Origin of the sequence: Saccharopolyspora flava (assembly GCF_900116135.1) — a bacterium.
Lineage (GTDB): Bacteria > Actinomycetota > Actinomycetes > Mycobacteriales > Pseudonocardiaceae > Saccharopolyspora > Saccharopolyspora flava.
The window spans coordinates 614232-639392 of the sequence record NZ_FOZX01000001.1 but is presented as its reverse complement, the minus strand read 5'-3'; the positions used below and the strand labels follow the sequence as shown (position 1 = coordinate 639392).

Sequence of the window (25161 nt, the reverse complement as noted above, 5' to 3'; positions counted from 1 at the left end):
CACGCGGGGTATGGTCCGGCGCATGACTTCGCGCAAGACCCGGGTGGCCGTCGTTTTCGGCGGGCGCAGCACCGAGCACGGCATCTCCTGCGTCTCCGGCGGCAGCGTTCTCGCCCACCTGGACCAGGACCGTTTCGAGATCGTGCCGGTGGGCATCACCCAGGAAGGCGCCTGGGTGCTCGGCACCGACGACCCGAAGCAGCTGGAGATCCGCGACCGCAAGGAACCCGAGGTCGTCTCCGGCACCGCGCTGGCCCTGCCGGGCGACCCGACGCGTCAGGAGCTGGTCCTGCTCGAGCCCGAGAAGGGCGGCGAGGTGCTCTCCGGCGTCGACGTCGTCTTCCCGGTGCTGCACGGCGCTTTCGGCGAGGACGGCACCATCCAGGGCCTGCTGGAGATGGCCGACGTGCCCTACGTGGGGCCCGGTGTGCTCTCCAGCGCGGTGTCGATGGACAAGGAGTACACCAAGAAGCTGCTGGCGGCCGAGGGCATCGAGGTCGGCACCTACGAGGTGCTGCGGCGCGGTCAGGCGACGCTGACCGACGCGCAGCGCGAGCGGCTGACCCTGCCGGTGTTCGTCAAGCCCGCCCGCGCCGGTTCGTCGCTGGGCATCACCAAGGTCGCCGACTGGTCCGAGCTGGACGCCGCGATCGCCGAGGCCCGCAAGACCGACCCGAAGGTCATCGTCGAGACCGGGGTGAGCGGCCGCGAGATCGAGTGCGGCGTCCTGGAGTTCCCCGACGGCCGGGTGGAGGCCTCGCAGCCCGCCGAGCTGCGCGTCACCGGTGAGAGCGACTGGTACGACTACGAGTCGAAGTACCTCGACGACGTCACCGAGTTCGACCTGCCCGCCAAGATCAGCGACGAGCACACCGCGCAGCTGCGCGACATGGCCGTCCGCGCCTTCGCCGCCCTGGAGTGCCAGGGGCTGGCGCGCGTGGACTTCTTCCTCTCCGACGAGGGCACGCTGATCATCAACGAGGTCAACACGATGCCGGGCTTCACGCCGATCTCGCTCTACCCGCGCATGTGGGCGCACAGCGGCATCGACTACCCGACGCTGCTGACCACCCTCATCGACACGGCCCAAGCCCGAGGCACCGGCCTCCGCTGATTCACCCGTGTGAAAACCCCGGTTTTCGTCGCGCGAAAACCGGGGTTTTTGACGCGACGAAAACCGGGGTTTTCGACCGGGGGACGGTCGATCAGGGGAAGACGGGTTGCTTCGGGAGCTTGGTCTTGATGAGGGCGGAGAGGTCCTGGAGCGGACCGGTGCCGGTGTCGGCGGGGGCGCTCAGCGCCACGTAGACCGGGCGGTCCACGGCGAGCCAGGAGGAGTCGCCGCCCTGGTTGATCTCCAGCCAGCTGACCCCCGAGACGTCCATCAGCTGCGACGTCGGGGTGAGCTCGGCGGGGGCGTCGATGCCGCAGCGCACGGTGATCGGGTCGTGCTCGGCGTCGCCCCACGCGACGGTCGCGGCCGGTGCGGGCTGGGCGATCGGCCTGCGCGGCACCGGCGCACCGCCGACCACGAGGTCCGCGGGCAGCGCCGACATCACGGCGGCGCACTCCGGCGACTCGGCCTCGGGCGCCGGGATCGGCGGGGCCGCCAGCGGGCCGGTGCGGCGGGCGGCCTGCGCGGCCTCGGCCTCCTCCCGCGCCCGGTGCTCGCCGTACCAGCCGTAGACGCCGACACCGGCCACGCCGACGGCCAGCAGCACGCCGAGCGCGATCGCGATGATCAAGACCGGCTTGGGGACGCCGGAACCCTCGTGCTCAACCACGTTCCCACTACAGCACCACGCCGCGCACCGGCCGCGACGGGGTCAGCTCAGAGGTGAACCACGGGACAGGTCAGCGTCCGCGTGATGCCCTCGACGTTCTGGATCTTGGCGACGACCATCTTGCCGAGGAGGTCGACGTTCTCGGCCTCGGCGCGCACGATGACGTCGTAGGGACCGGTCACGTCCTCGGCGCTGATGACGCCGGTGGACCCGGAGATCTCGCCTGCGACGGCGGCCGCCTTGCCGACCTCGGTCTGGATGAGGATGTATGCCTGAACCACGGCGTGCCCCTTCGTCTAGCCCATGTGCTCGGGGTAGGAAACTGGCAGAAAGCTACCCCATCTGACCGAGCTGATGCTCAAGGAAGGAAGGTCCCAGTTGGGTCCTGACTCGTCCCAGGAACCACAGACCATTTCCCAGGTGGGTGAGTTCGATCTCATCGAACGAGTGACGGCGGGCCGTCAGCAGTCGCCGGGCACGCAGCTCGGCCCCGGCGACGACGCCGCGGTGCTGGCCGCTCCCGACGGTCGCGTGGTGGCCACCACCGACGTGCTGGTGGAACAGGTCCACTTCCGTTTCGACTGGTCGACGCCGCACCAGGTGGGCCGCAAGGCGGTCGCGGTGAACCTCTCCGACATCAACGCGATGGGCGCGGTGCCCACCGGGGTGCTGGTGGGGCTCGGATGCCCGCCGGAGACCCCGACGGCGGTCGTCGACGAGCTCGCCGACGGCCTGTGGGAAGAGGCACAGCAGGCCGGGATCGGGATCATCGGCGGCGACATGGTGTCGTCGTCGTCACTGACGATCTCGATCACAGCCCTCGGCGACCTGCAGGGCCGCGACCCCGTCACCCGTTCCGGAGCCCGGCCGGGCGACGTCGTCGCGGTCGCCGGCAGGCTCGGGTGGTCGGCGGCCGGCTTAGCCGTGCTGGGGCGCGGTTTCCGCTCCCCGGTCGCCGTCGTCGGCGCGCACCGCGTGCCCGAACCGCCCTACGGCGCCGGCCCGCAGGCCGCCGTCGCGGGCGCCACCTCCATGGTGGACACCTCCGACGGGCTGCTGGCCGACCTCGGCCACATCGCCACCGCCTCCGGCGTGGCCGTCGACCTGCGCATGGAGCAGGTCGAGGTGCCGCAGCGGCTCACCGAGGTCGCCTCCGCGCTCGGCGCCGACGCCCGCCACTGGGTCCTCACCGGTGGCGAGGACCAGGCCCTGATCGCCACCTTCCCCGCGTCCCGGCCGCTGCCGCCCGACTTCCGCGAGATCGGCGTGGTCACCGAGGGATCGGGCGTGACCATCGACGGCAACCCCTACGTCGGCCCCACCGGCTGGGAGCACTGGCGCTGACGACGGAGAACGCCCCCTGGAAGGGTTCCAGGGGGCGTTCTCGACTGTGGTGGGTTCGGCGTCAGTTCGCCGTCGCCGCCGCGGGGGCGTCCTGCATGAGCGGCTTCTTCGCGGTCTCCTTCATGAGCAGGATCGGCACCAGTGCGACCAGTGCCGCGCCCATCAGGTAGAAGGCGGGGAAGTAGCTGTTGCCGGTGCTGCTCACGACCGAGTCGTTGATCAGCGGCGCAGTACCACCGAAGGCGGCCGTGGAGATGTTATAGCCGACCGAGAACGCCGCGTAGCGGACCTTGGTCGGGAACATCGCCGGCAGCGTCGAGGCCAGCGGCCCGATCAGCTGCACGTGCCCGATCGCCAGCAGCGCCAGACCCAGGATCGTGGTCAGCACCGTCCCCTGGCCGATGAGCCAGAACGCGGGCACCGGCAGGATCAGGAAGCAGATGGCAGCGGACAGGAACAGCGGCTTGCGGCCGATGCGGTCCGACAGCGCGCCGATCGGCGTGATGATGATCAGCATGAACACGACCGTCAGCAGCAGCGGGATCAGCACCTGGTGCTCCTGCCCGTCCGGCACGTCGAGCGTGTCCGACAGGTAGGTCTCCATGTAGGTGAGGATCGTGTAGTTGGCGACGTTGATGAGCACCACGATGCCCATCAGGATCAGCAGCTGCCGCCACCAGTCGCGGATCAGGTCCTTCAGCGGCGACTTGGCCACCTGGTGGGTGTTCTCCAGCTGCTTGAACGCCGGGGTGTCCTCCAGCTTGGACCGCAGGTACAGACCGACGCCGCCGAGCGGACCGGCGATGAGGAACGGGATGCGCCAGCCCCAGGTCTCCATCGAGGTGCTGTCCAGCGTCAAGATCAGGATCGTGGGCACCAGCGCGCCCAGCCCGAATCCGACCAGGGTGCCGAATTCCAGCCAGCTGCCCCAGAAACCGCGTTTGCGATCGGGCGCGTACTCGGCGATGTAGGTCGCGGCACCGCCGTATTCACCACCGGTGGAGAAGCCCTGCACCAAGCGGCACAACAGCAGCAGCATCGGTGCCACGATGCCGATCGCGCCGTAGGTCGGCAGCAGACCGATGACGAACGTCGATCCCGACATCAGCAGAATCGTCACGGCGAGCACCTTCTGCCTGCCGATCCGGTCGCCGAGCGGCCCGAAGAACAGGCTGCCCAGCGGGCGGAACAGGAAGGAGATGGCGAAGACGCCGAAGGCGGAGACGGTCTCCCAAGGGCCGGGGAAGAACTGGTGACCGACGTAAGCGGCCACGTAGGCGTAGACGCCGAAGTCGTACCACTCCGTGCAGTTACCGATTGCCGCTGCGCCGACCGCGCGGCGCAGCAACGACTTCTGCTCGGCCTCTGTTTCGGCTGGTTGCTGAGAAGTCATGATTGTGCGGCCCACCTCCGGGTGTTGTCTCCACGGCCGTGGTCGATTTGGAACTTCGCCAGAACCTAGCCGAGCGGCCTGGGCTAGGCCACCAAAACTGCTGGATCGAGCATTGCCCCGTTATTTCCTTTCTGCGGAACGACGGGCGCCGGGCGCCGGAATCGTCCTGTCGCAGCGTCACTGATTTGACAGGCGAATTTCCGCGATGACGGGCGGAAATGGCGCTTTCGGAGTAGTTCGCGATTACGCATGTGAGCGAACTCGCGATCATCGTTACGTCATCGGTATGTGACGTGTGACACTTCTGGTTGGTCGTGGGGCTGTGCGCGAGCGCTTCGGAGTCGATCGCTAACCTGCTCGGCATGGCAGCACGTCCCCTGCACGAAACCGTCGAGTCCGGCTGGGCGGAGGCGCTCGCGCCGGTCGCGGACCAGATCGCGGCGATGGGCGACTTCCTGCGCGCCGAGGTCGCCGAGGGCCGCACCTACCTGCCGGCCCCGGAGAACGTGCTGCGCGCGTTCCAGCAGCCCTTCCACGACGTGCGCGTGCTGATCGTGGGCCAGGACCCCTACCCGACACCGGGACACCCGGTCGGGCTCAGCTTCTCGGTCGCCCCGGGCGTGGCGCCGCCGCGCAGCCTGGTCAACATCTTCCGGGAGTACTGCGAGGACCTCGGCCACCCGAAGCCCTCCAGCGGCGACCTCACCCCGTGGACCGAGCGCGGCGTGCTGCTGCTCAACCGCTCCCTCACGGTCAGCCCCGGCAAGCCCGGCTCGCACCGCGGCAAGGGCTGGGAGCAGGTCACCGCCCAGGCCATCAAGGCCCTCGCCGCCCGCGAAGAACCCCTCGTGGCGATCCTCTGGGGACGCGACGCCCGGGACCTGCGGCCGCTGATGCCCGGCGTCGAGTGCGTCGAGTCGCCGCATCCCAGCCCCATGTCAGCAGACCGAGGCTTCTTCGGCTCTCGTCCTTTTTCGAGGACGAATGAGATCTTGGCTCGGAAGGGCTGGGAGCCGATCGACTGGAAGCTGCCCTAGTTCTACTGATCAACTACTTCGTGGTCGCCCTGCTTGGCGGTGCGGGTAGCGGAACCTCAGACGCCTTCTGGCTCCGGGATCCGAGGCTTATGTATGCCAAGACACGGCGCGTCGGCTGTCCTCCCCAGAAGACGTCTGAGAACCCGCGGCGGTGCCAGCGTCTTAGGTGGGGTACTGAGAAACCGGCTTCGCCGGTTGCCTGACGTGGGTGGGTGGCGGGGTTGTCGTTCCTGGCCTGAACAGCAGAAAACCCCGAGGCGCAACCACCTCGGGGCTCCCTAAGAACAAAACCTCAGCCGCGGACGACCTTGCCTGCCTTCATGCAGGACGTGCAGACGTTCATGCGCTTGCGCTGGGACAGACCGATCTTGGCGTGGACGGTCTGAATGTTCGGGTTCCACCGGCGCTTGGTCTTCCGGTGGGAGTGCGAGACCGAGTTGCCGAAGCCTGGTCCCTTGCCACAGACGTCGCAGACGGCAGCCACGTCAGACACCCCTTACTTTGCTTGACGGTTACAGCGATGAGAGCTCCGCAGTCGTGCCACGCCGAAGCGGAGAGGCACCTGCGGGAGCGCTTCCTGCTCACCGCCGTGCGGCGGCCTGAGCCCGGAGAACCCGGTCGCCCGGGGTCATCGCCACCCTGGGACCGGGTCAGTCTAGCCCACCGCCACCGGCTCCTTCCGAGGTGGGGGCCGATGTGCGCCGGAGCACCGGGAGCGCGCCGACTGCCGATAGTCTCGGGCCCAACCGATCGTAACGTGCGTGGGAGGTTCCCAGGTGTTGCGGACGCTGAACGCGGCGGCGGCCCGTCGCTGGGCGGACCTGGCCCTGTCGGCGTTGACCGCCGAGCGCGAGTCGATCGACCGCATCAACGTCTTCCCGGTCGCCGACGGCGACACGGGCACGAACCTGCTGCAGACGATGCGCGCGGCGGTGCGCACGTTGGACGAGTCCGCGCCGGACACGCTCGGTGGTGTGCTGGACGCGTTGGCGAAGGGCGCGCTGGGCGGGGCGTGCGGGAACTCCGGGATGCTGCTGTCGCAGGCGCTGCGGGGCGTGGCCGAGCAGGTGGGCGATGCGGTGACGGCCGACGGCCCGCTGTGGCGGGAGGCGCTGACGCGGGCGGAGCAGCTGGCGCGTCGCGCGGTCGCCGAGCCGCAGGAGGGAACCGTGCTGTCGGTGCTGCGCGCCGCCTCGCACGGCGCGCGGGGCGCCGACGAGCTGGCGGAGGTGGTGCGCGGGTCGACGCGGGCCGCGATCGAGGCTCTGGCCGCGACCCCGGCGCAGCTGCCGGTGCTGTCGGACGCGGGCGTGGTGGACGCGGGTGGCCGGGGCGTGGTGGTCCTGCTGGACGCGTTGAACGCGGTGGTGCGCGACGGCGAGTGGCTGGCTCCGAGCACCTCGGTCCCGGCCGAGGCGGATCTGCTGGAGCACGAGTCGAGCTTCGACTACGAGGTCATGTACCTGCTGGCCGACACCGACGCGGCGCGCGCCGAGGCGCTGCGCGCGCGGTTGGGGGAGCTGGGCGACTGCGTGTCGGTGGTGGGTGACGGGTCCGGTTCGTGGGCGGTGCACGTGCACTGCGACGAGATCGGGGGAGCGATCGAGGCCGGCGTCGAGTCGGGCCGGGTGCACCGGATCAAGGTGACGCGCTTCGCCGACCAGCGGGAGGCCTACGCCCGCGACGTGGCGGTGCTGGCGTGCGTGCCGGGCGAGGAGCTGGGCGGGGTCTTCGCCGCCGAGGGCGCGGACGTGCTGGTGGTGGACTCGATGCCGGTCCCGGCCGAGTGGCGGGAGGCCTTCACCGGCACCGGCGCGGGGCACGTGGTGGTGCTGCCGAACGACCTGGACACGGCCCTGGTGGCGGAACGCGCGGTCACCGATCTGCCCAAGGACGCCCCGGAGGTCGTGGTGGTCCCGACGGCCTCGCCGGTGCAGGGCCTGGCCGCGCTGGCCGTGCACGACCCGAACCGGCGCCGCGCCGACGATCAGGTCGCGATGGCCGAGGCCGCGGCGGCGACGCGTCGCGGGGAGCTCTACGTCGCCGACGTTGAGGCCCTGACGTGGGTGGGCCGCTGCCGTCCCGGCGACATCCTGGGCTTGATCGACGGCGAGGTGGTGCTCATCGGCGAGGACCTCACCGCCACGGCCCAGGAGCTGCTGACCCGGATGCTGGCCCTCGGCGGCGAGCTGCTGACCGCCCTGGTCGGCGACAACACCCCCGCCGACCTGCCCGGGGAACTTTCCGCTCACCTGCGCCGGGAGCACCCCGAGGTGGAGATGGCCACCTACCCGGCGGGCGCCCTGGACGCCCTCCTGCTGATCGGCATCGAGTAGCGCGTTTCGCGAGGAAGGGAACCTTTCTGTCACGGCAGGAAGGTTCCCTTCCTCGTCGTCGTTCCAGGATGACACCGATGGTGCTAGTGTCATTAGCACCATGTTGCTCTCCCTGGATCTCGAGGACGACCGGCCGCTGCACGAGCAGGCCGCCGATGCGATCCGGCGCGCCATCGCGGAAGGCGAGGTGGAGCCGGGTGATCGGCTGCCGCCCGCGCGTGACCTGGCCGACGCGATGCGCGTCAACGCCAACACCGTGCTGCGCGCGCTGCGCGAACTGCGGGCCGAGGGACTGCTGGAGTTCCGCCGCGGACGCGGGGTGACGGTGCTGCGCAAGCCCGACCCGGAGGCGGGCCTGCGAACCCGGGCGCGCGAACTCCTCGCCGACGCCCGCCGCCACGGCTACACCGCCGCCGACCTCGCGCGGTGGATCGAGGAGGAATCGTGAACCACCGGAAGGCGTTCCTGGTCGTCTCGCTGCTGTGGTCGGTGCTCGTGACGGTCGCCCTGATCGCACCGCTGGTGCTGCTGCGCGACCGGCTCCCGGACCCGATCGCCACCCACTTCGGCTTCGGCGGCGTCCCCGACGGCTCCACGTCGCGGGCGCTGTTCCCGCTGGTCGTGCTGCCCGGGTGGCTGCTGGTGGCGGTGTTCGCGGTGATCGTCGGAACCGCCGGCCGGCGCCGAGCCCACCGCGCCGGGAGCGCGGCGCTGCTGGGCGCGGCGGCCCTGTTCTTCGCGGGACTGCTGGGGTCGACGCTGTGGGTCAACCTCGACCACGCCGGTTGGCGGGACGCCCGGCTGCCGCTGTGGCACGTGCTCCCGGTGCTGGGCGCGGCGGCGGTCGCCGGGTGGCTCGGCTGGCTGCTCGGCAACCGCGGTCCCGACGAGCCCGGCGCCGAACCCGAGCCCGCCGGCGCGCTCGACCTGGCGCCCGGCAGGCGCGAGGTGTGGATCTCGTCGGCGTCCAGCCGCGTGCTCACCGCGGTCGGTGCCGCCGGGGTGCTCATCGGCGTGGGACTGCTCCCGCTGGTCAGCGCGGGCGTCGCGGTGCCGGTGCTGATCGTGGGAGTGCTGGTGCTGGGCCTGTCCTCGGCCCGGACGCGGGTCGACGACAGCGGCGTGCACGTCGCCTTCGGGCTGCAGCGCTTCCCGGTCCGGCGCATCCGCCTCGACCGGATCAGCGCCGCGAGCGTCGCCCACCACCACGCCCTGTCCGTCGGAGGCTGGGGCTACCGGGTCCTGCCCGCCGCCACGGCGATCATGCTCCGCAGCGGCGACTGCCTGGTGCTGCGCCTGACCTCCGGCCGCGACTTCATCATCAGCGCCGACGAACCCGAACGCGGCGCCGAACTGCTGAACGCCCTGATCGCGGAACGCTCGGCGATGTGAACAGGGGAACCTTCCTGTCACGGGCGTGGCAGGAAGGTTCCCCTGCCGTCAGCGCCGAGGGGAACTTTCCTCCCGGGCGAGCATGGGAACTTTCCGCTCACCGGCTGAAGGGAACTTTCCTCTCACGGGTGGATGGGAGCTTTCCTCCCACGGGTGGAAGGGAGCTTTCCGCTCATCGGTGCATGGGAACCTTTCTGTCATCGTCCGCGCGTCGTCGCGGGTGGTGGGACGGGTGGTCGGGGTGTGCCGCTAATCTCGGGGCGAGTCGTCGAGGGAGCCAGCAGTGCGAATCCGGAGCCGGTACCTGTGGTTGATCACCGGCTGGACGCTGCTCGTGGCCGTGCTGATGCTCGCCGTGCCGATGGCGCTGCGGGCGCGGTTGCCCGAGCCGATCGCCGTCGAGTGGACCGCGAGCGGGACGCCGGAGACGTCGAGCTCGCTGCGCGATTTCCTGCTCGGCAAGCTGGTGTGGTGGCTGGTGGTCGCGGCCGTGTGGGGCGCGCTGGTGCTGCGCGGGGTGCTGCGGACGCGGGCCACGGCGGTGGCGGGGGCCGTGATGGCGGTGTTCGGCTGGGTGATGCTGGGAACCGTGGTGCTGACGACGTGGGCGAACGTCGACGCACCGGACTTCCGCGACGCCGGTGAGCTGTCCGGACAGGGCTGGTTGCTGCTCGGGGCGCTGCCGGCGGCGTGGGCGGGCTGGCGGTTCGGCGGCCGGGAGAGTGCGGGCACCGAGTAGGACGCGGGCGGAGGACTTGCAGTGACCACATTGGACGCCAAGCTCGACCGGTTGTTGGGGGCCAAGACCGGCAAGGCGCTCGAATCAGCGCTGGGCCTGGTCACCGTCGGCGACCTGCTGCGGCACTACCCGCGCCGCTACGCCGAGCGCGGCGAGCTGACCGCGATCGCCGGGCTGGAACTCGGCGAGCACGCGACCGTGCTGGCCAAGGTCGAGCGGGTCACCAAGCGGACCATGAAGTCCCGCCGCGGCACCATCGTCGAGGCCCGCATCACCGACGGGCACCGCTCGCTGTCGTGCACGTTCTTCAACCAGGCCTGGCGCGAGCGGGAGCTGATCCCCGGCAAGCGCGGCATGTTCGCGGGCAAGGTGACCGCGTTCCGCGAGCAGCTGCAGCTGTCGCACCCCGAGTACCAGCTGTTCGACTCGGAAGCCACCGACGTGGGGGCGGCGGCCGAGGAGTTCGCGGCCGCGCTGCTGCCGGTCTACCCGTCGGCGCAGGGGCTGCCGTCGTGGTCGATCGCGCGCTGCGTCAGCCAGGTCCTCGACGTCTGGGACGGCACCGACGACCCGCTGCCCACCGAACTGCGCGAGCGCCTGGGCATGTCCTCGCTGGAGGACGCGCTGCGCAAGATCCATCGGCCGCAGAACTTCGGCGAGGTCGCCGCCGCGCAGGACCGGCTCAAGTGGGACGAGGCGCTGGCCGTGCAGCTCATCCTCGCCCAGCGCCGCAGCGCGATCGAGGAGCGTCCGGCACCGGCGTGCGCGCGCCGCGACGACGGGGTGCGGGCGGCGTTCGACGAGCGGATGCCGTTCGAGCTGACCCGGGGGCAGCAGGAGATCGGCGAGCAGATCGCCACCGACCTGGGCAGCGAGCACCCGATGAACCGGCTGGTCCAGGGCGAGGTCGGCAGCGGCAAGACGATCGTGGCGCTGCGGGCGATGCTGCAGGTCGTCGACGCAGGCAGGCAGGCGGCGATGCTGGCGCCGACCGAGGTCCTGGCCGCTCAGCACGCGCGGTCGCTGCGCGAGCTGCTCGGCGAGCTGGCGATGGCCGGTGAGCTGGGCGGGGCGGAGAACGCGACCCGCGTGACGCTGCTGACCGGGTCGCTGAGCACCGCGCAGCGGCGTCAGGCGATGCTGGAGGCGGCCTCCGGTGAGGCCGGGATCGTGGTCGGCACGCACGCGCTGATCCAGGACAAGGTGTCCTTCGCCGACCTCGGGCTGGTGGTGGTCGACGAGCAGCACCGCTTCGGCGTCGAGCAGCGCGACGCGCTGCGGGCGCGCGGTGGTGAGGAGACCGCGCCGCACGTGCTGGTGATGACGGCGACGCCGATCCCGCGCACGGTGGCGATGACGGTCTACGGCGACCTGGAGACCTCGGCGCTGCGCGAGCTGCCGCAGGGGCGTTCGCCGATCAGCACCAGCGTGGTCCCGGTGTCGGAGAAGCCGGCGTGGCTGGACCGGGCGTGGGCGCGGATCCACGAGGAGGTCGCGGCCGGGCACCAGGTGTACGTGGTGTGCCCGCGCATCGGTGACGACGAGGAACCTTCGGGCAAGGGCAAGAAGTCGAAGAAGAAGTCCACTGTGGATGACGGTGACGGTGAGGAGCCGCCGCCGGACGACGACGGCGGCGAGCAGCGGCGCCCGCCGGTCGCGGTGATCGACGTGGCCGAGCAGCTGGCCGCGGGGCCGCTTTCGGGGCTGCGGCTGGGAATTCTGCACGGCAGGCTCGCGCCCGACGACAAGGACGCGGTGATGCGCTCGTTCGCCGCGGGCGAGCTCGACGTGCTGGTGGCGACCACGGTGATCGAGGTCGGCGTGAACGTGCCCAACGCGACCGTCATGGTGATCATGGACGCGGATCGGTTCGGCGTCTCGCAGCTGCACCAGCTGCGCGGCCGGGTCGGCCGGGGCAGCGCGCCGGGCCTGTGCCTGCTGGTCACCGAGGCGATGGGCGGCACCACGACGCGGGAGCGGCTGGACGCGGTCGCCTCCACCACCGACGGGTTCGAGCTGGCGCGGCTGGACCTGGAGCTGCGGCGCGAGGGCGACATCCTGGGCGCGGCGCAGTCGGGCCGCAAGTCCGGGTTGAAAATGCTGTCGCTGCTGCGGGACGAGGACGTGATCGCCCAGGCGCGCGAGGAGGCGGAGCGCGTCGTGGCGGCGGACCCGGAGTTGCGGGAGCATACGGGGCTGGCGCGGATGGTGGCCGAGGTGGTCGACGAGGAGCGCGCGGAGTACCTCGAGAAGTCGTGATCACCTTCCGGATCCGGGTGGGAATCCCGGATGCTGGGCGGTTTTGGCGAAAACTGCCCTGTTCCCGGAAAAAATCGATCTCGGGCGATTCCGGCGAAAATCGTCGGCGGGTGTCCCCGCGGCGGCCTCCAGGTGACCTCCAGATCTCGAATAGGTGAGCGAAAGTTCCGCCCGTGGAAAATTCGCATGATTTTCTTTCGGCTACAGCTTGTGCACGACCGGCATTTGGGCTGGTCATTGGGGGTGTCGAGGTCTTCGTCACCTGACGGGTTCTCCCGTAACGGGGAATTTTCGCGGTAGTGTCTCCTGCACCGACCGACGCCTGTTATCCGAGGGAGCCGGCATGTTCCGCAAGGTGCTCGTCGCGAACCGCGGCGAGATTGCGATTCGCGCTTTTCGCGCCGCCTACGAGCTGGGGGCGGGGACCGTCGCGGTCTTCCCGCACGAAGACCGCAACTCGCTGCACCGCCTCAAAGCCGACGAATCGTACGAGATCGGCGAACCCGGCCACCCGGTCCGGGCCTACCTCTCCGTCGACGAGATCATCAAGGCCGCGCGCCAGGCGGGCGCCGACGCCGTCTACCCGGGCTACGGCTTCCTCTCGGAGAACCCCGAGCTGGCCAAGGCCTGCCACGAGGCCGGCATCACCTTCGTCGGCCCGCGCCAGCAGATCCTCGAGATGACCGGCAACAAGGCCACCGCCGTGGCCGCCGCGCGCGAAGCCGGCGTCCCGGTGCTGGACTCCTCCGCGCCGTCCCGCGACCTCGACGAACTGCTCGCCGCCTCCGAGCAGATGACCTTCCCGGTCTTCGTCAAGGCCGTCGCCGGTGGTGGCGGCCGCGGCATGCGCCGCGTCGACGAGCCCTCCGCGCTGCGCGAAGCCCTCGAAGCCGCCATGCGCGAAGCCGAATCCGCCTTCGGCGACCCGACCGTGTTCCTGGAGCAGGCCGTGGTCAACCCGCGGCACATCGAGGTGCAGGTCCTCGCCGACGGGCAGGGCAACGTCGTGCACCTCTTCGAGCGCGACTGCTCGGTGCAGCGACGCCACCAGAAGGTCATCGAGATCGCCCCGGCGCCCAACCTCGACCCGCAGCTGCGGGAGCGGATCTGCGCCGACGCGGTCGCCTTCGCCCGCAAGATCGGCTACGTCAACGCGGGCACCGTCGAGTTCCTCGTCGACGAGCGCGGCAACCACGTGTTCATCGAGATGAACCCGCGCATCCAGGTCGAGCACACGGTGACCGAGGAGGTCACCGACACCGACCTCGTGCAGTCCCAGCTGCGCATCGCCGCCGGCGAGACGCTGGAGGACCTGGGCATGACCCAGGACAAGATCCGGCTGCGCGGCGCCGCCCTGCAGTGCCGCATCACCACCGAGGACCCGGCCAACGGGTTCCGCCCCGACACCGGCATGATCAGCGCCTACCGGTCGCCGGGCGGCGCGGGCATCCGCCTCGACGGCGGCACCGCCTTCGCCGGCACCAGCATCAGCGCGCACTTCGACTCGATGCTGGTCAAGCTGTCCTGCCGCGGTCGCGACTTCCCGACCGCCGTCGGCCGCGCCCGCCGCGCCCTCGCCGAGTTCCGCATCCGCGGTGTCGCCACGAACATCCCGTTCCTGCAGGCGGTGCTCGACGACGACGACTTCGGCGCCGGTCGCGTCACCACGTCGTTCATCGACGAGCGCCCGCACCTGCTCACCGCCCGGCACTCCGCCGACCGCGGCACGCGGATGCTCAACTACCTCGCCGACGTCACCGTCAACCAGCCCAACGGCCCGCGGCCCAGCGCCGCCGACCCGAGCTTCAAGCTCCCCGAGGTCGACCTCACCGCCGCGCCGCTGCCCGGTTCGAAGCAGAAGCTCACCGAGCTCGGCCCGGAGGGCTTCGCGCGGTGGATGCGCGAATCCACCCAGGTCGGCGTCACCGACACCACCTTCCGCGACGCCCACCAGTCGCTGCTGGCGACCCGGGTGCGCAGCAAGGACCTGCTGGCGGTCGCGCCGCACGTGGCGCGGATGACCCCGGACCTGCTGTCGCTGGAGTGCTGGGGCGGCGCCACCTACGACGTCGCGCTGCGGTTCCTCGCCGAGGACCCGTGGGAGCGGCTGGCCAAGCTGCGCGACGCCGTCCCCAACATCTGCCTGCAGATGCTGCTGCGCGGCCGCAACACCGTCGGCTACACGCCGTACCCGACGGAGGTCACCGAGCACTTCGTGCAGGAGGCCACCGACACCGGCATCGACATCTTCCGGATCTTCGACGCGCTCAACGACGTCGAGCAGATGCGCCCGGCCATCGAGGCCGTCCGCAACACCGGCAAGTCCGTCGCCGAGGTCGCGCTGTGCTACACCGCTGATCTGTCCAACCCGGACGAGAAGCTGTACACACTGGACTACTACCTGCGTCTCGCCGAGCAGATCGTCGAGGCCGGTGCGCACGTGCTGGCCATCAAGGACATGGCGGGACTGCTCCGCGCGCCCGCCGCGGAGAAGCTGGTCTCCGCGCTGCGCTCGGAGTTCGACCTGCCGGTGCACCTGCACACCCACGACACCGCGGGCGGTCAGCTGGCCACCTACACCGCCGCCATCCAGGCCGGTGTGGACGCCGTGGACGCGGCGACCGCGTCGATGGCGGGCACCACCTCGCAGCCCGCGCTGTCCTCGCTGGTGGCCGCGACCGACTACACCGAGCGCACCACCGGCCTGGACCTGCAGGCGGTGTGCGACCTGGAGCCCTACTGGGAATCGGTCCGCAAGATCTACCAGCCCTTCGAAGCCGGGCTGGCCTCGCCGACCGGACGCGTCTACTCGCACGAGATCCCCGGCGGCCAGCTGTCCAACCTGCGCACCCAGGCGGTGGCGCTCGGCCTCGGCGACAAGTTCGAGGAGATCGAGGCCATGTACGCCGCCGCGGACCGCATCCTCGGCCGGCTGGTCAAGGTCACCCCGTCCTCGAAGGTCGTCGGTGACCTGGCGCTGCACCTGGTCGGTGCGGGCGTCGACCCGTCCGACTTCGAGGCCGACCCGCGCAAGTTCGACATCCCCGACTCGGTCATCGGGTTCCTGCAGGGCGAGCTGGGCGACCCGCCCGCCGGGTGGCCGGAGCCGTTCCGCACCCGCGCGCTGGAAGGCCGCACCAGCACCCGCAAGATCGCCGAGCTGTCCGCCGAGGACCGCGACGGGCTGGTCAACGACCGGCGCAACACGCTCAACCGGTTGATGTTCGCCAAGCCCACCAAGGAGTTCCAGGAGCACCGGGACGCCTACGGCGACACCTCGCTGCTGCGCAGCAAGGACTTCTTCTACGGCCTCAAGCCGGGGGAGGAGTACTCGGTGGACCTGGAGCCCGGCGTGCGGCTGCTCATCGGGCTGGAGGCCATCAGCGAACCCGACGAGCGCGGCATGCGGACCGTCATGGCGGTGCTCAACGGGCAGCTGCGGCCCATCCAGGTCCGCGACCGCTCGGTGGCCACCGACCTGCCGGTCGCGGAGAAGGCCGACCGCGGCAACCCGGGCCACGTCCCGGCCCCGTTCGCGGGCGTGGTCACCCTGGCCGTCGGCGAGGGCGACTCCGTCGAGTCCGGCCAGACCGTGGCCACGATCGAGGCCATGAAGATGGAGGCCGCGATCACCGCCCCGCAGAGCGGCCAGGTCAAGCGCCTCGCCATCGGCGCGGTGCAGCAGGTCGAGGGCGGAGACCTCATCATCGAACTCGGGTGATCCTCGGGTGTGGGGGAAGTTTTCATGAAAACTTCCCCCACCCCCGAAGGGACCCACACGGCGCCGGACCCCTGAACGGGCCGCTCCCTCGTGGAGGGAGCGGCCCGTTGTCGTTCTGTCCGGGGAGTTTCCACGTCGCTGTGCGGGGATCTTCGGGAAGCGCGGTGTTCTTCATCCGATGCGGTGAACCTGGACAGGTGCGGCAACGGGATTGCCGTGGTTGCCCGTGTCCTGGGTAGCCGACGACGACGCGATGGAGACATGGGGGACGTCATGCGCAAGCGGGTCGTGGCGAGCGCGGGGGCGCTCGCGGCAGCCGGGATGATCGCCGGCGGCGGGATGGCCGCGGCCGACGTGCAGGAAGTGGACTGGCACAACGCGGCATTCGAGGTCCCGCAGGTGGGACCCTGCCCGCGGCAGGTGGTTTCGTTCACCAACGGGGCCGGGGAAGCCGGGGACTGGATCTACCGCTTCGCACCGGAGAAGCCGATCGGCTACGCCGACGTCACCGGCGAAGGGGTCGACGACGCGCTGATGTACGTCGAGTGCGGGCCCAGGGGTGCCGAGTACTCCCGGGCGCTGATCGGCATGACCACCGACCCGGGCGGCACCGAGCCGCACGCGCTCGGCACCGTGGTCAGCCCGCCGGTGTGGACCCAGGTGCCCGAGGAGCACCAGGTGTTCCACGGCGACATCGCCGTGTGGATCAACGACCTCGACACCGGTCAGGGCCACACCGAGCACTACCGCTGGGCCTCGTCGGCCCAGGCGTTCGTGCGCATCGACGGTCAGTAGCCCGCCGCGGCCCAGGACTCGAGGATCTCGGTGACCCGGTCGCGCTGGTGCGCGGACAGGCCACCCGCCGGTGGCCGGACACCCGGGCCGCACAGGCCCTGCTGGGCCAAGGCCTCCTTGACCACCGCGACGTTGCACGCGGTCGCGTCCTCGGCGCGCATCGCCTCGAACGGGGCGATCAGCGACCACAAGCGCCGGACCTCGGCCTGATCGCCCGAGCGCAGCGCCGCCAGGTAGTCCAGGGACAGCTTCGGGGCCACGTTGACCCCGCCCGAGGTGAACCCGGCCGCCCCCAGCGGCCAGAACGACGGCGCCCACCGCTCGGCCAGCCCGCACGACCACGCCACCCGGTCCGCGCCGAGCGACGCGCAGATCTCGCCGAAGCGCAGCGGATCGGCCACCGCGTACTTGATGCCGACCACGTTCGGGCAGGCGTCGAACAGCGAGCCCAGCGCGTCGGCGCCGATGCGGGAGTCCTTGACGTAGAGCACGAAACCCAGCCCCGGCGCGGACTGGACGATCTCCCGGTTGTAGGCGACCCACCCGGCCACCGACTGGTGCGGGTGCACCGGCTGGTGCAGCATCGCCAGCGGCGCGCCGAGCTGCTGCACCGCCACCGCCATGTCCTTGGCCGTGCCGATGTCGTAGCCGATGCCCGGCATCACCACCGACCCGCCCGCCGCGGCCGCGGTGACCTCGTTGGCCCGCTGCCACTCGGAGCGGGACAGCGCGTAGAACTCGCTGGTGTTGCCGTTGGGCGTGATCACTTGCACCCCGGCCTCGCCCATCCGCGCCACGATCGCCTCGTAGCCGGACCAGTCCGGGGCGCCCGCGCCGTCGAACGGGGTCACGGTGATCGCGGTGACCCCGCGCAGCGCGTCGACGCTGGTCGTCATCGTCTCCTCCGCTCGACTCAGTGGATGGCCGGTTCGGGCGCGCCCCCGGCGCCTTCGAGGAAGTCGAAGTCGCAGCCCCGGTCGGCCTGGGTGATGTGCTGGGCGAACAACTTGCCGTAGCCGCGCGCGAACACCGCCTCCGGCGGCGTCCACTCCGCGCGTCTGCGCTCCAGCTCCGCCTCGTCGACGTGCAGGTCCAGCCGGCGGCCCTCGACGTCGAGCTCGACGACGTCGCCGTCGCGCACCAGCGCCAGCGGGCCTCCCGCGAACGACTCCGGCGCGACGTGCAGCACGCAGGTGCCGTAGCTGGTGCCGCTCATCCGGGCGTCGGAGATCCGCACCATGTCGGTGACACCCTGGCGCAGCAGCTTCTTCGGGATCGGCAGCATCCCCCACTCCGGCATCCCCGGCCCGCCCAGCGGGCCCGCCCCGCGCAGGATCAGCACCGAATCGGCGTCGACGTCGAGGTCGTCGGCGTCGATCCGCTGCTCCATGTCCTCGTAGGAGTCGAACACCACGGCCCGTCCCCGGTGCCGCAGCAGCGCGGGGTCGGCCGCGCTGGTCTTGATCACGCAGCCGTCGGGCGCCAGCGACCCGCGCAGCACCGCCAGCCCGCCCTGCTCGGACAGCGGGTCGTCGCGGCGGCGGATCACGTCGGCGTCGTGGATCTCCGCGCCGTCGAGGTCCTCGCCCAGCGAGCGCCCGGTGACGGTGATGGCGTCGCGGTGCAGCAGCTCGCCGAGCTCGGCCATCAGCCCGCGCAGCCCGCCCGCGTCGTGGAAGTCCTCCATCAGGTACTCGCCGGACGGGCGGATGTTGGCCAGCGCCGGGACCGTCCGGGACAGCTCGTCGAAGACCTCCAGCGGCAGCTCGACCTCGGCGCGACCGGCCATCGCGACCAGGTGGATCACCGCGTTCGTGGAACCGCCCATCGCCATCACGACCGCGACGGCGTTCTCGAACGCCTCCCGGGTGAGGATCTCGCGCGGCCGGAAGTCCTCCCAGACCAGGTCGACGACGCGGCGCCCGGTGGCCACCGCCAGCTGCGGGTGGTGCGAGAACGCCGCCGGGATCGACGAACCGCCGGTCAGCGTCAGCCCCAACGCCTCGGCAGCGGCCGTCATCGTCGAGGCCGTGCCCATCGTCATGCAGTGGCCGGGGGAGCGGGCGATGCCGTCCTCGATCTCGCCCCACTCCCGCTCGCCGAGGGTGCCCGCGCGGCGCTGCGCCCAGTACTTCCAGGTGTCCGAGCCGCTGCCCAGCGTCACGCCCTTCCAGCGCCCCTTGAGCATCGGCCCGGCGGGCAGGAAGATCGACGGCACGTTCGCGCTGGTCGCCCCCATGATCAGGCCGGGCGTGGTCTTGTCGCAGCCGCCCATGAGCACGCAGCCGTCGACCGGGTAGGAGCGCAGCAGCTCCTCGGTCTCCATCGCCAGCATGTTCCGGTAGAGCATCGTGGTCGGCTTCTGGAACGGCTCCGACAGCGACATCGCGGGCAGTTCCAGCGGGAACCCGCCCGCCTGCAGCACGCCGCGCTTGACGTCCTCGGCGCGCTCCCGGAAGTGCCGGTGGCACGGGTTGATCTCGCTCCAGGTGTTGACGATGCCGATCACCGGCTTGCCCGAGTAGTCCTCGGCGTCGTAGCCCATCTGCTTGGCACGGGACTTGTGGCCGAAGGAGCGCATGGTGTCCACGCCGAACCAGCGGTGACTGCGCAGCTGCTCGGCGGTGAGCCTGGGACGGGACATGGCCGGCGAACTCCCTTCCGGAGTCTGGAACCTCGCTGTTCGGAGGGTTTGGCTGGAGATCATCGGGGACGACCCCTTGCCGTGCGATATATGATATCTCAGACGTCCGACGATGCGAAGGGCCGACGATGGTGGACACCCCGATCCAGGCTTCCGATCCGCTGCCCGAGCGCACCGAGCAGGCGCTGCGCTACGCGAGCACGGCGACCATCACCACGCAGCTGCTGTCCCGGGGCCTGCGCAACCAGCTCGTGCAGGGGCTGCGGGCGCTCAACCCCGAGCGGTCCCGCATGGTCGGCGTCGCCTTCACGCTGCGCTACGTCCCGGCGCGCGAGGACATCGACGTGCTGTCGGTGTTCCAGGACTACGACCACCCCCAGCGCAAGGCCGTGGAGTCGGTGAGCCCGGGCGAGGTCCTGGTCATCGACTCGCGCGGGCAGCAGCGCGCCGCCTCCCTCGGCCACATCCTCGCCACCCGCCTGCTGCACCGCGGGTGCGCGGGCGTGGTCACCGACGGGTCGGTGCGCGACTCCGACGGCTTCGCCGAGCTGGCGATGCCGACCTTCGCGCGCAACCCCTCGGCCAACACCAACCTGATCCAGCACCACGCCGCGGACATGCAGGTGCCCATCGGGTGCGGGGAGGTCGCGGTCTACCCGGGCGACGTGCTCGTCGGCGACCACGACGGCGTCGTGGTCATCCCGCGCCACCTCGCCGACGAGGTCGCCGAGGCCGCCGCCGCGCAGGAACACCTCGAAGCCTTCGTGCTCTCCCGGGTGGAATCCGGTCTGCCCCTCCGGGGCACGTACCCGCCGGACGCGGCGACCCGGGCCGAGTACGAGAAGTGGGCGGCCGAGAACCCCTGGCGGTAGGGCTCTTCCGGTTCGGAACCGGAGAACGGGAGGCAGTGGTGCGGGTTTCCGTCGACGCGGTGCGCGAACTGATCGGCCAGGTCTTCATCGCGTGGGGGATGGACCACGACCTGGCCGCCGTCACCGCCGAAGTGATGGCCGAGACCGACCTGGCCGGCATCGACTCGCACGGCGTGTCGATGCTGATGAGCTACGAGCGGATGCGCGCCGAAGGCCTGATCGACCTGACCGCCAGACCCGCCGTGGTGCGCGAGAACGCCGCCTCGGCGCTGGTCGACGCCGGTGGCGGTATCGGCCACCCGGCCGGTGAGCTCGCCATGCGCACGGCCATCGACAAGGCGAAGGCCGGCACCGTCGGCGTGGTCTCGGTGGTCAACTCGCACCACTTCGGCGCCGCCGGGCACTACGCCGAGATGGCCGCGCGCCAGAAGCTGATCGGCCTGGTCACCAGCTCGGCGAACCTGCCCGCCGCGCCACCGACCGGATCGGTGGTGCCGATGCTGGCCACCAACCCGATCGCCTTCGCCGCCCCGGCGCGGCGCAACCCGCACTTCCTGCTCGACATCGCCACCACCACCGCGGCGGTGAACAAGGTCAAGGTCTACGACTTCCACGACGAACCCCTTCCGGAAGGCTGGGTGGTCGACGACGTCAACCGGCCGGTCACCGACGCGCGCGAAGCGCTGGGCATCCTGCGCGGTGACGGCGCGGGCGGTCTGACGCCGCTCGGCGGAACCCCCGAGATGGGTTCCCACAAGGGCTACGGGCTGAGCATGATGGCCCACCTCCTGGGCGCCACGCTGTGCGGCGGGACGTTCCCGGCGATCCGGAAACCCGGGGAGCCGAACAACATCGGGCACTTCTTCCTGGCCCTCGACCCGAGCGGGTTCCGCCCGCCCGGCGAGTTCGAGGACGACCTCGACGACGCCGTCGACCTCCTGCACGCCGCCCCGCCGCTGAACGCCGACGAACCCGTTCTGGTGGCGGGTGATCCGCAGGCCGCCGCCCGGCAGGACCGGTCCCGGAACGGGATTCCGCTGCCCGACGTGCTCGTCGAGCAGCTGCGCGGCATCGCCGAGCGGGCCGGTGTGCCCTCAGGTCTCTAGGAAATCGCCCAGCCGGGCGTCGGCGGTGAGCACGTCGGGATCGGTGCGGACGTCGAGCACGCATGGTCGTTGCTCGGCCAGCGCCGCGCGGATCGCCGGTTCCAGCTGCTCGCGCGTCTCGACCGTGCGCCCGGCGGCGCCGAGACTGCGCGCCCACCCGGCGAAGTCCACCGCGCCGATGTCCACCGCGGACATCGGACGGCCGCTCTTGACCTGGTGCAGCGCGATCGTGCCGTACAGGCCGTTCTGGAACACCACGACGACGATCGGCGCCCGGTGGCGCACCGCCGTCTCGATCTCCTGACCGGTCATCAGCGCGCCGCCGTCGCCGACCATCGCGATCACCGCGCGCCCGGGTTCGAGCAGCTGGGCCGCCACCGCGGCGGGAACCGCGTAGCCCATCGCCCCGTTGCACGGGCCGAGCTGGGTGCGCGGCTCGGTGAAGCACCAGTAGCGGTGCGCGAAACCGGAGAAATTGCCTGCGTCGTTGGTGACCACGGCGTCGCGCGGCGCGAGCCGGCGCAGCGCGCGCACCACCTCGGTCGGGTGCAACGCAGCGCCGGGGCCGAACTCCGGTGGGGTCGTGAACTCGCGGACCGCCTCGTGCGCGACCGACCAGTCGCGCTGCCGCGGCGGGGTCTTCGCGCGCAGCTCGGCCAGCGCCGACGGCGGCAGCTCCAGGTGCTCCTGCTCGGGCAGCGGGAACCGGAAGCCCTGGCTGGTCACCTCGTCGAGCCGCATCCCCACGGTGAGCACGACGTCGGCGTCCTCCAGTGCCTTGAGCTGCGCCTCGGGCACCGACAGCCCGAGATGGCCCGCGAACTGCGGGTGGTCCTCCGGGAAGGCGTCCTGCCGCCGGAAACCGGTGTAGATGGCGAGACCCAGGGCCTCGGCGGTGGCGACGAGCTCGCGGTGGCCGTCCGGATCGCGCGCGCCGGTGATCACCACGGGACTGCGCGCGGCCCCGAGCCGTTCGGCGATCTCGGCGACGTCGGGTTCCGGAGCCGCGAGGCGCGCGGGCGCGGGGAGCGTGCCGGGGAAGGGCTCGTCCCAGAAGTCGCTCGGCACCGCCACCACCGCCGGTCCCGGCCGGGGACCGGTGGCCTGCGCGAGCGCCTCCGCGACCGCGCCCGGCACCTCGGCGGCCGTGGCCGGCTGGGTGGCGGAGGTCGCCAGCGGCGCGTACATCGCCGCGAGGTCGACCTCCTGGAAGCTGTCGCGGCCGAGCTTGGTCGAGGGGACCTGGCCGAGCAGCACCACCATCGGCGTGCCGTCCTGCCGTGCCGTGTGCACGCCGATGGACAGGTTCGTCGCGCCCGGGCCCCGGCTGGCCATCGCCACCGCCGGGACCCCGCGCAGCTTCCCGCAGGCCTCGGCCATGAACGCCGCGCCGCTCTCGTGCCGCGTCGACACCAGCGTCAGCTCCGGGGTGTCGGCGAACGCGTCGAGTAGCCCCAGGAACGACTCGCCGGGGACGGTGAAGCCGTGTTCCACCCCCGCGTCGGCGAGCACGCGGGCGACGGCCTGGGCGACTGTGCGCATGGTTTGCCTCGCAATGTCCGATCTGTGCTGAGATATCATACGCCAGAGGACGTGCCGGGGGTGGAATCAGCAGGTCGCCCGGGCGTGTCGGCAGGTCGCGATATATCATCGACGTCGTGACACAGCTGGCCAGCGATTCCTCCCGACTGCGTCCCCTCAACGGGCCCGCCAGCCGCACCGACCTGGTCGCGGACTCCATCCGCACCGCGATCCTGGCCGGCGAGCTGCGCCCCGGGGAGACGCTGGTCGAGCGCCGCCTGTCGGAACTGCTCGGCGTGTCGAAGACCCCGGTGCGCGAGGCGCTCATCGGCATGGCACACACCGGCCTGGTCACCGTCGTGCCCAACAAGGGGATCACCGTCCGCGCGCTGTCGCTGGAGGACGTCCGCAAGGTCTACGAGGTCCGCAGGCTGCTCGAACCCTGGGCCGCCCGGATGACCACCACCGCCCGCGCCGCCGACGTCGTGCAGCGCGCCCAGGACGCGCTCAACGAGGCCGCCGGACTGCTCAGCGCCGGCGACAACCACGACCTGAGCATGGCCAACCGCCGGTTCCACCGGGCGCTCTACGCCGGCTGCGGGAACTCCCTGGTCATCGACCAGCTCGACGCCCTCCAAGATCTCACCGCCCTCGGCGTGGTCAACCTGCTGTGGGACCGCTGGCCGACCTGGCGCGAGGAGTTCGTCGAGCACGCCGAGATCCTCGCGGCCGTCAACGACGGCAACGCCGACGAGGCCGAACGCCTCGTCGGCGAGCACATCCAGCGCTCCCTCACCAACCTCGAATCCGCGGAGCAGGCCGAGTCCTGATCAGCCGAACATCGGCCGCTGCTCGTCCAACGGCTCGACCCGCACGACGAACGCGTAGAAGAAGGCGCCCAGCAGGCACATCGCGCCCGCGAACGCCAGCGGCCACACGTAGGCGAACTGCCCGGTTCCCAGCAGGAAACCGATCGCGATCGGCCCGATGATGCCGCCCAGCTGCGACCCGAAGTTCTGCACTCCGGTCAGCGAGGCCACGTTGCGCGGCGTCGGCGCCACGTCCGCAGGCAGCGACAGCAGCGCGCCCGTGGACACCGCCGCGCTGCAGTAGGAGACGGTCAGGAACGCCAGCGCCCACACCGGGTTCGGCGCGATCGAGGCCAGCGCGATCGTCGAGGCCCCGAGCATGCCGATGACCAGCGGGATCTTGCGCGCCATCGCCAGCGGGGTGCCGCGCCGCACGAGCCAGTCGGAGAACAGCCCGCCGAGCCAGTTCGCCACCATCGCCGCCAAACCCGGGATGGCGCCGAACAAACCGAGCTCCAGCAGCGAGAAACCCTGCTGGTCCACCAGGAAATCCGGGTACCACGTGATGAAGAAGTAGATGATCACGCCGCGACAGGTGTAGCCCGCGACCAGCGCCCAGGTGGTGGAGTAGCGGAACAGGTCGCGCCACTTCATCGGTTCCTTGCCGCCCTCGTCGAGCTCCTTCTCCTCGGTGCGGCCGCCGCCCTGCTCGATGTAGTCGATCTCGGCCCGGTTCGCCCAGCGCTGCTTGCGCGGCGAGCGGTACACCAGCAGCCACACCGCGACCCAGACCAGCCCGAGCGCACCGGTGACCAGGAACGAACCGCGCCAGCCGACGAGCGCGATCAGCAACGTCACCAGCGGCACCGACAGCGCGCTGCCGAACTCCGAACCGGTGTCGAAGATCGACGAGGCGAACGCCCGCTCCTTGCGCGGGAACCACTCCGAGACGACGCGCGCGTTGGCCGACTGCACCGGTGCCTCGCCGACGCCCAGCGCCAGCCTGCACCCGATCACCCCGGCGAATCCCCTGGTGAGCGCGGTGGCCGCGGTGCCGATCGACCACCACACCACCGCGATCGCGTAGAGCGCGCGCGGCCCGTAGCGGTCCACCAGCCAGCCGCCGGGCAGCTGGAAGATCGCGTAGGTCCAGAAGAACGACGACAGCATGATGCCCTTGAGCTCGTCGGAGAACTGGAGCTCCTGCTGCATGGAATCGCTGGCGACGCTGAGGTTCGCCCGGTCGACGTAGGCGATGGCCGTCGCCAGGGCGACGAGCACGACCATCAGCCATCGGATCTGGGAACGCTTGCCCGCGGGCCGCTTATCCGCCGCAGCGGGAGCGGTGGGAACGGGTTCGTGCATGCAACCACCCCGTCGTGACGCATGATATCTCATATGCCAACGTA

The 25161-nt window shown here is 71.0% G+C and carries 21 protein-coding genes; 13 read left to right on the top strand and 8 right to left on the bottom strand.

Annotation, left to right across the window (positions count from 1 at the left end; all coding sequences use genetic code 11):
- The first annotated feature begins 22 nt into the window (after positions 1 to 22).
- Positions 23 to 1114, top strand: coding sequence for a D-alanine--D-alanine ligase family protein (locus BM424_RS02890; RefSeq protein ID WP_093414597.1), 1092 nt, complete (start codon positions 23 to 25; stop codon positions 1112 to 1114).
- A 91-nt stretch (positions 1115 to 1205) separates the two neighbouring features.
- Here BM424_RS02890 and BM424_RS02885 read toward each other — a convergent pair whose 3' ends face one another.
- Both BM424_RS02885 and BM424_RS02880 read right to left on the bottom strand, forming a co-directional pair.
- Positions 1206 to 1784 (bottom strand): DUF3515 domain-containing protein, encoded by a 579-nt coding sequence (locus BM424_RS02885; protein WP_245775566.1) that lies wholly within the window; start codon positions 1782 to 1784, stop codon positions 1206 to 1208.
- Positions 1785 to 1831: 47 nt separating this feature from the next.
- Positions 1832 to 2065 (bottom strand): Lrp/AsnC ligand binding domain-containing protein, encoded by a 234-nt coding sequence (locus BM424_RS02880; RefSeq protein WP_093413458.1) that lies wholly within the window; start codon positions 2063 to 2065, stop codon positions 1832 to 1834.
- Between the two features lie 73 nt (positions 2066 to 2138).
- Here BM424_RS02880 and BM424_RS02875 point away from each other — a divergent pair, with 73 nt between their 5' ends.
- Positions 2139 to 3128 carry a thiamine-phosphate kinase gene (locus tag BM424_RS02875; RefSeq protein ID WP_175547908.1) on the top strand — a complete coding sequence of 330 codons (990 nt, stop codon included), beginning with the start codon at positions 2139 to 2141 and terminating at the stop codon, positions 3126 to 3128.
- A gap of 61 nt (positions 3129 to 3189) precedes the next feature.
- Here BM424_RS02875 and BM424_RS02870 read toward each other — a convergent pair whose 3' ends face one another.
- Complete coding sequence (locus BM424_RS02870; RefSeq protein ID WP_093413456.1) at positions 3190 to 4521, bottom strand: MFS transporter; 1332 nt, start codon at positions 4519 to 4521, stop codon at positions 3190 to 3192.
- A 362-nt stretch (positions 4522 to 4883) separates the two neighbouring features.
- On the opposite strand from BM424_RS02870, the gene BM424_RS02865 reads away from it, so the two are divergent.
- A complete protein-coding gene (locus BM424_RS02865) occupies positions 4884 to 5558 on the top strand; it encodes a uracil-DNA glycosylase (protein WP_093414594.1) in 675 nt (224 codons plus the stop codon).
- Between the two features lie 292 nt (positions 5559 to 5850).
- Here BM424_RS02865 and rpmB read toward each other — a convergent pair whose 3' ends face one another.
- Positions 5851 to 6042, bottom strand: a complete 192-nt coding sequence (gene rpmB, locus BM424_RS02860; protein WP_010305739.1) for a 50S ribosomal protein L28 — start codon at positions 6040 to 6042, stop codon at positions 5851 to 5853.
- Between the two features lie 292 nt (positions 6043 to 6334).
- Between rpmB and BM424_RS02855 the strand changes: the two genes are divergently transcribed.
- The 7 genes from BM424_RS02855 (at position 6335) to BM424_RS02825 (ending at position 16800) form a co-directional block, all read left to right on the top strand.
- The gene (locus BM424_RS02855) at positions 6335 to 7894 is read left to right on the top strand and encodes a DAK2 domain-containing protein (RefSeq protein ID WP_093413454.1); all 1560 of its coding nucleotides are present in this window, start codon (positions 6335 to 6337) and stop codon (positions 7892 to 7894) included.
- Positions 7895 to 7994: 100 nt separating this feature from the next.
- Positions 7995 to 8342: a GntR family transcriptional regulator gene (locus tag BM424_RS02850; RefSeq protein ID WP_175547907.1), complete on the top strand. Its 348-nt coding sequence runs from the start codon at positions 7995 to 7997 to the stop codon at positions 8340 to 8342.
- A complete protein-coding gene (locus BM424_RS02845; RefSeq protein ID WP_175547906.1) occupies positions 8339 to 9286 on the top strand; it encodes a DUF1648 domain-containing protein in 948 nt (315 codons plus the stop codon). The genes BM424_RS02850 and BM424_RS02845 overlap by 4 nt, the downstream gene beginning before the upstream one ends.
- 283 nt (positions 9287 to 9569) lie before the next feature.
- Positions 9570 to 10025, top strand: coding sequence for a hypothetical protein (locus tag BM424_RS02840; RefSeq protein WP_093413452.1), 456 nt, complete (start codon positions 9570 to 9572; stop codon positions 10023 to 10025).
- 21 nt (positions 10026 to 10046) lie between these two features.
- Positions 10047 to 12284 carry an ATP-dependent DNA helicase RecG gene (recG, locus tag BM424_RS02835; protein WP_093413451.1) on the top strand — a complete coding sequence of 746 codons (2238 nt, stop codon included), beginning with the start codon at positions 10047 to 10049 and terminating at the stop codon, positions 12282 to 12284.
- Between the two features lie 343 nt (positions 12285 to 12627).
- The gene (locus BM424_RS02830) at positions 12628 to 16005 is read left to right on the top strand and encodes a pyruvate carboxylase (protein WP_093413450.1); all 3378 of its coding nucleotides are present in this window, start codon (positions 12628 to 12630) and stop codon (positions 16003 to 16005) included.
- A 261-nt stretch (positions 16006 to 16266) separates the two neighbouring features.
- Positions 16267 to 16800 (top strand): hypothetical protein, encoded by a 534-nt coding sequence (locus BM424_RS02825; protein ID WP_245775565.1) that lies wholly within the window; start codon positions 16267 to 16269, stop codon positions 16798 to 16800.
- On the opposite strand, the gene BM424_RS02820 is transcribed toward BM424_RS02825, so the two are convergent.
- On the bottom strand, positions 16794 to 17696 hold the full coding sequence (locus tag BM424_RS02820) for a dihydrodipicolinate synthase family protein (protein ID WP_093413449.1): 903 nt from the start codon (positions 17694 to 17696) through the stop codon (positions 16794 to 16796). The genes BM424_RS02825 and BM424_RS02820 overlap by 7 nt on opposite strands.
- Positions 17697 to 17713: 17 nt before the next feature.
- Positions 17714 to 19444 carry an L-arabinonate dehydratase gene (gene araD, locus BM424_RS02815; protein WP_093413448.1) on the bottom strand — a complete coding sequence of 577 codons (1731 nt, stop codon included), beginning with the start codon at positions 19442 to 19444 and terminating at the stop codon, positions 17714 to 17716.
- A 128-nt stretch (positions 19445 to 19572) separates the two neighbouring features.
- Between araD and BM424_RS02810 the strand changes: the two genes are divergently transcribed.
- Together BM424_RS02810 and BM424_RS02805 are read left to right on the top strand one after the other, a co-directional pair.
- Positions 19573 to 20316 (top strand): ribonuclease activity regulator RraA, encoded by a 744-nt coding sequence (locus tag BM424_RS02810; RefSeq protein WP_093413447.1) that lies wholly within the window; start codon positions 19573 to 19575, stop codon positions 20314 to 20316.
- Between the two features lie 38 nt (positions 20317 to 20354).
- On the top strand, positions 20355 to 21422 hold the full coding sequence (locus BM424_RS02805) for an Ldh family oxidoreductase (RefSeq protein WP_093414590.1): 1068 nt from the start codon (positions 20355 to 20357) through the stop codon (positions 21420 to 21422).
- On the opposite strand, the gene BM424_RS02800 is transcribed toward BM424_RS02805, so the two are convergent.
- Complete coding sequence (locus tag BM424_RS02800) at positions 21411 to 22964, bottom strand: thiamine pyrophosphate-binding protein (RefSeq protein WP_093413446.1); 1554 nt, start codon at positions 22962 to 22964, stop codon at positions 21411 to 21413. The genes BM424_RS02805 and BM424_RS02800 overlap by 12 nt on opposite strands.
- A 116-nt stretch (positions 22965 to 23080) precedes the next feature.
- On the opposite strand from BM424_RS02800, the gene BM424_RS02795 reads away from it, so the two are divergent.
- Entirely contained in the window at positions 23081 to 23773 is a 693-nt protein-coding gene (locus tag BM424_RS02795) for a GntR family transcriptional regulator (RefSeq protein ID WP_245775564.1), read from the top strand.
- Here BM424_RS02795 and BM424_RS02790 read toward each other — a convergent pair whose 3' ends face one another.
- The gene (locus tag BM424_RS02790; protein WP_093413445.1) at positions 23774 to 25117 is read right to left on the bottom strand and encodes an MFS transporter; all 1344 of its coding nucleotides are present in this window, start codon (positions 25115 to 25117) and stop codon (positions 23774 to 23776) included.
- Positions 25118 to 25161: the final 44 nt, after the last annotated feature.